Annotated in this window: 5 protein-coding genes; 2 read left to right on the forward strand and 3 right to left on the reverse strand. The window is 62.3% G+C overall.

Features of this window, described 5'->3' with window-relative positions; genetic code table 11:
* Positions 1 to 441: 441 nt before the first annotated feature.
* Genes AC1DYX_RS26730 through AC1DYX_RS26740 form a run of 3 tightly spaced genes read right to left on the reverse strand, consistent with a single transcriptional unit; the run spans position 442 to position 3,850 of the window.
* Entirely contained in the window at positions 442 to 1,482 is a 1,041-nt protein-coding gene (locus AC1DYX_RS26730; protein WP_477264521.1) for a bifunctional UDP-4-keto-pentose/UDP-xylose synthase, read from the reverse strand.
* Complete coding sequence (locus AC1DYX_RS26735) at positions 1,479 to 2,486, reverse strand: NAD-dependent epimerase/dehydratase family protein (protein WP_477264523.1); 1,008 nt, start codon at positions 2,484 to 2,486, stop codon at positions 1,479 to 1,481. Before AC1DYX_RS26735 ends, AC1DYX_RS26730 begins: the two co-directional genes overlap by 4 nt.
* Positions 2,486 to 3,850: a UDP-glucose dehydrogenase family protein gene (locus tag AC1DYX_RS26740; RefSeq protein ID WP_477264525.1), complete on the reverse strand. Its 1,365-nt coding sequence runs from the start codon at positions 3,848 to 3,850 to the stop codon at positions 2,486 to 2,488. Before AC1DYX_RS26740 ends, AC1DYX_RS26735 begins: the two co-directional genes overlap by 1 nt.
* A gap of 259 nt (positions 3,851 to 4,109) precedes the next feature.
* Between AC1DYX_RS26740 and AC1DYX_RS26745 the strand changes: the two genes are divergently transcribed.
* Together AC1DYX_RS26745 and AC1DYX_RS26750 are read left to right on the forward strand one after the other, a co-directional pair.
* Positions 4,110 to 5,315 (forward strand): glycosyltransferase family 4 protein, encoded by a 1,206-nt coding sequence (locus AC1DYX_RS26745; RefSeq protein ID WP_477264527.1) that lies wholly within the window; start codon positions 4,110 to 4,112, stop codon positions 5,313 to 5,315.
* A gap of 83 nt (positions 5,316 to 5,398) precedes the next feature.
* On the forward strand, positions 5,399 to 5,753 hold a 355-nt coding region (locus tag AC1DYX_RS26750), incomplete at its 3' end, for a S41 family peptidase (protein ID WP_477264529.1).

The raw sequence follows: 5,753 nt of genomic DNA on the forward strand, positions 1-5,753 counted from the left end.
GGCATGCGCGAACCTTTTTGTGATCATCAATACGCTCCAGGGCATAAAAAAGCCCACGGTGGGGGAACCGTGGGCAAAGACCACTTCAAGAGTGGAGAGAGAGAAAAACTGATAAGAACTATATGYCCCTCCCCTCCCCCTGTCCGGGCACTTTACAAATGCTTACGCCGTGTTTGTTGGGGGATACACGGATTTACAGGAACCCCGAATTCGTATTGACGGACTGGCCGCATCAGCCTGCGTGCAGCGGCAGATGCCGGCCCCAGCCACGCCGCCGCCGAGGATGGCAATCTTCATCTTCCCACCTTTGTTGAATGACGCAGGTAGGGTGGACAGCTCCGCTGTCCACGCGTCCAGCAATCGGGAATGTCGTCGCAACGCATTCGTAAGTTGAATAAAAAAGGCTGCCGCAGCAGCCTTTTTTATTCACGGCAGCAAGGCTCAGGTGTTGAGCTGCTTGGCGTCGCCCAGCTTGTCCTTGTACGAATCGAAGATCTTGACCAGCGCGTCGCGCATGGAGACTTGCGGCTTCCAGCCCAGTCCCGACACCGTGTTCTCGATCTTCGGCACGCGGTTCTGCACGTCCTGGTAGCCGGTGCCGTAGTAGGCGCCCGAACTCGTTTCGACCAGTTTCACCTGCTTGGCGGTGTCGCGGTATTCCGGGTACTCGGCGGCCAGGTCCAGCATCATGCCGGCCAGTTCGCGGATCGAGTAGTTGTTGGTCGGGTTGCCGACGTTAAAGATCTTGCCGGACGCCTTGCCATCCTTGTTCTCGATGATGCGCATCAGCGCGTCGATGCCGTCGTCGACATAGGTGAACGAACGCTTCTGCTGGCCGCCGTCGACCAGCTGGATCGGTTCGCCGCGCACGATGTGGCCCAGGAACTGGGTCAGCACGCGCGAGGAGCCTTCTTTCGGCGTGTGGATGGAATCCAGGCCGGCACCGATCCAGTTGAACGGACGGAACAGCGTGAAGTTCAGGCCTTCCATGCCATAGCCCCAGATCACGCGGTCCATCAGCTGCTTGGCGCAGGCGTAGATCCAGCGCGGTTTGTTGATCGGGCCGTAGACCAGTTCCGAGTTCTCCGGATCGAATTCCGAGTCCGGGCTCATGCCATAGACTTCCGACGTCGACGGGAAGATCAGGTGCTTCTTGTACTTGGCGGCCGAACGGACGATCGGCAGGTTCGCCTCGAAGTCCAGTTCGAAGACCTTCAGCGGTTCCTTCACGTAGGTCGACGGCGTCGCGATCGCCACCAGCGGCAGGATCACGTCGCACTTCTTGACGTGGTACTCGACCCATTCCTTGTTGATGGTGATGTCGCCTTCAAAGAAGTGCATGCGCGGATGGTCGAGCAGATGCGCGATCCGCTCGGCATTCATGTCCATGCCGTATACTTCCCAATCGGTCGTCTCCAGGATGCGCTTGGAGAGATGGTGGCCGATAAAACCGTTGACGCCGAGGATGAGGACTTTTTTCATTTCAGGTAGGAAACATTTTCACGTATCGCCCGATTATACCACCGCGCAAATTCACACAAGCCCGCCTCCAGCGACGTGGCGGGCTTGTAGCCGACCCAGTCCTGCAGCCTGCTCGTGTCGGCATGCGTGGCCGGCACGTCGCCCGGCTGCATCGGCTGGAAGTCCAGCTGGGCCTTGACGTCGAATGCGCCTTCCAGCGTGCGGATGAAGTCCAGCACCTGCACCGGCGTCTGGTTGCCGATGTTGAAGATGGCATGCGGCGGCTTGCCTTCCGGGGTCGTCGGCTTGAACAGCAACCGGACGACGCCTTCGACGATGTCGTCGATATACGTGAAGTCGCGGTACAGTTTGCCTTCGGCGAACACGGGGATCGGCTCGCCCGCCAGCATCTTGCGCGCGAAGCTGAAATAGGCCATGTCCGGACGGCCCCACGGACCGTACACCGTGAAGAAGCGCAGGCCGGTGGTCGGGATGCCGTACAGATGGCTGTAGGAATGCGCCATCAGCTCGTTCGACTTCTTCGTCGCGGCGTACAGCGACACGGGCGCGTCGGTGACGTCGTCCTCGCTGAACGGCGTCTTGGCGTTGGCGCCGTAGACGCTGCTGCTGCTGGCGTACAGCAGGTGCTGCACCTTGTGGTTGCGGCAGGCTTCCAGCATGTGGCCGAACGCGACGAGGTTCGCCTGCACATAGGCGGCCGGGTTCTTCAGCGAGTAGCGCACGCCGRCCTGGGCGGCCAGGTGCACGACGAGCGCCGGTTTCACGCGCTCGAACAGCGCCGCAACCTGTTCTCCATCGCTCAGCTCGACGGTCTCGCACGGCACGTTCGCCGGCTTGAGCAGCGCCTCGACGCGGTGGTGCTTCAGCGCCGGGTCGTAGTAATCGTTGAAATTGTCGCAGCCGACCACGGTGTGACCCATGGCGGCCAGGCGCACCGCCACCGCGCTGCCGATGAAGCCGGCGGCGCCCGTGACAAGGATAGCCCCTTTGTTACTTTCCATCATTATTGAACTTTCCCGGAACGGCGGCCGATGCCTTCGTAGACGAGGCCGGCGGCGCCGAAGGCGTCCGGATCATAGATGTTACGACCGTCGAACACGGCCTTCAGTTTCAGGTTCTCGGCCAGGAACGGCAGGTCCGGTGCGCGGAATTCCTTCCATTCCGTGACCAGCACGAGCACGTCCGCGCCTTCGGCGGCCTGGCGGGCCGATTCGACGATGCGCAGGCGCGCATTGCACAGGTCCTCGCCGTGCTCCGCGACCAGCACGCGCTGCGCTTCCGTGCTGGCGACCGGGTCGTACGCGACCACGTTGGCGCCGGCGTCGAACAGCGACTTGATCAGGATGCGGCTCGGTGCTTCGCGCATATCGTCCGTGTTCGGCTTGAACGACAGGCCCCACAGGGCGATCGTCTTGCCGTTCAGGTTCTGCGCGCCGCCGAAGAAGCGCACCAGCTTGTTGAACAGCACATTCTTCTGCTCCTCGTTGACCTTCTCGGTCGCGCTCAAGAGATGCAGTTGCTGCGCGTGGTCGCTAGCCGTCTTGATCAGCGCCTTGACGTCTTTCGGGAAGCAGGAGCCGCCATAGCCCATGCCGGCGTACAGGAAGTCCGGGCCGATGCGCGGGTCCATGCCGATGCCCAGGCGCACCGCCTCGACGTCGGCGCCCAGCAGTTCGGACAGGTTCGCCAGCTCGTTCATGAAGCTGATGCGGGTGGCCAGCATGGCGTTGGCGGCATACTTGGTCAGTTCCGCGCTGCGGATGTCCATCTCGACGAATTTCTCGTGGTTGCGGCTGAACGGTGCGTACAGCTGGCGCATCTGCTTGCCCGCTTCGGCATCGTCGAAGCCGACCACGATGCGGTCCGGCTTCATGAAGTCTTCGATCGCGGCGCCTTCCTTCAGGAATTCCGGATTGCTGACGACGTGGAACGCCACGTTCACGCCGCGTTTCTCGAGCTCGCCCGCGATGGCGCGCTTGACCTTCTCGGCGGTGCCGACCGGCACGGTCGACTTGTCGACGATCACGGCCGGCTTCGTCAGGCGCTCGCCGATGCTGCGCGCGGCGGACAGGATGTGGGTCAGGTCGGCGCTGCCGTCTTCGTCCGGCGGCGTGCCGACGGCCAGGAAGATGACGTCGGCATGGTTGACCGCATCGTCATAGTTCGACGAGAACAGCAGGCGGCCGGCGGCGGCGTTGCGCTGGACGAGGCTGTCCAGGCCGGGTTCGTGGATGGGGATGATCCCGTCCTTCAACATCGTGATCTTGCGCGTGTCGACGTCCAGGCACAATACGGTATTGCCGACGTCGGCGAAGCATGCGCCAGACACCAGTCCGACGTAACCAGTCCCGATAACTGAAATTTTCATAATCTCTACAGATCGAAGTGTTTGACCATAAGACGCCCGCGCTGCACGCTGGTTCAACTTATGAGATGAGGGAATGGACCGGAGGACTTGCCGCCGGGTTAAAAACTAGACGAATTTATCATAAATTTCTGACGAGTACCCTACGCACATTACATTTTTGCCATTAAACGACGGCGTGTTCCACGATAAAAGGCAGGTTATTGCAATCTATTACATAATAGAGGCTACGCCGTGCCTCTACCGCTTGCGAAGATCGTCGATGAAGCTCCTTACTTTCAGTTCCCTGTTCCCGAATACGGTCAAACCCAGTCACGGCATCTTTGTCGAGACCCGCCTGCGCTACCTGCTCGCCAGCGGCCAGGTCGAGTCGAAGGTCGTCGCGCCCGTGCCCTGGTTCCCGTCACAGCACCCGCGCTTCGGCGACTACGCCACCTTTTCGAAAGTACCGGCCTCCGAGACCCGCTACGGCATCGAGGTCACGCACCCGCGCTACCTCGTCATTCCCAAGGTCGGGATGACGGCGGCACCATGGCTGATGGCCCAGGCCTGCAAGAAGGAAATCGGCCGCATCATCGACGAGGGCTATGACTTCGACGCCATCGACGCCCATTATTTTTATCCGGACGGCGTGGCCGCAGTAATGCTGGGCAAGTATTTCAACAAGCCCGTCGTCGTCACGTCTCGCGGTACCGACATTAACCTGATTCCGCAGTACGCGCTGCCGAGGAAGCAACTCATGTGGGCCGCAAACAACGCCGCCGGCATGATCACCGTATGCCAGGCGCTGCGCGAAGAGATGATCGGCCTCGGCGTTCCGGGCGACCGCATCGTGTCGCTGCGTAACGGCGTCGACCTGCAGCGCTTCGTCCCGCTGGACCGGGCGGCCGCCCGCGCGCAGCTGGACATCGACGGCTTCACCGTCATCTCCGTCGGCGTGCTCGACCCGCGCAAGGCGCACGATCTCACGATCGGCGCGCTGCCGATGCTGCCGGACGTCAAACTGCTCATCGCCGGCATCGGCCCGGAGCGCAAGAAGCTGGAAGCACAGGCCGCCAGCCTGGGCGTGGCCGACCGCGTCAAATTCCTCGGCGCCGTCGCCCAGACGGAGCTCAAGCATTACTACAACGCGGCCGACGCGATGGTCCTCGCCTCCAGCCGCGAAGGCTGGGCCAATGTACTGCTGGAATCAATGGCCTGCGGCACGCCGGTCGTTGCAAGTAACGTCTGGGGCACGCCGGAAGTCGTCGGCGCACAGGAAGCCGGCGTGCTGATGAAGGAGCGCACCTCGAAGGGCATCGCCGAGGCGCTGACGGAACTGCGCCGCAACTACCCCGACCACGCCGCCACCCGCCGCTACGCCGAAGGCTTCAGCTGGGACGACACGACCAACGGCCAGTTGCAGTTGTTTTCGCGCATCATCGGCAACCGTGGCGCATTGCCTGCCGGGCAACGCGCCATCGCTTGAGGCCGTTCTGACGCAACCGGGCGCCACACCCGGCGCTCGGGACGGTTATACTGGACCGCAGTCATCCTCTCGTTCCATCGCACATGCGCTCCAGCTTCAAGAACGCCGCCCTGATCACCCTCGGCGTGATCCTCGGGGTCGGCGTCACGATGCAATACTCGGCCCTGGCCCACAAGCCGGTGGACGGCATGCCCATCGAGGGCCTGCACGAGCTGGCCCATGCCTACAACACGATCCGCGCCGACTACGTCGAGCCGGTCGAAGACCGCAAGCTGCTCACGCAGGCCGTTTCCGGCATGGTGGGCGCGCTCGACCCGCACTCGGCCTACCTGGACCGCAAGGCCTACCGCGAGCTGCGTGAAGGCACCGAGGGCAAATTCGTCGGGCTGGGCATCGAGATCAACCAGAGCGAGGAAGGCTATATCCGCATCGTCACCC

The sequence above is a fragment of the Massilia sp. P2_C2 genome (assembly GCF_056404615.1).

Coding starts and splice junctions, on each gene's coding strand:
- AC1DYX_RS26730 (WP_477264521.1), bottom strand. CDS start 1,482: ATGAAAAAAGTCCTCATCCTCGGCGTCAACGGTTTTATCGGCCACCAT.
- AC1DYX_RS26740 (WP_477264525.1), bottom strand. CDS start 3,850: ATGAAAATTTCAGTTATCGGGACTGGTTACGTCGGACTGGTGTCTGGC.
- AC1DYX_RS26745 (WP_477264527.1), top strand. CDS start 4,110: ATGAAGCTCCTTACTTTCAGTTCCCTGTTCCCGAATACGGTCAAACCC.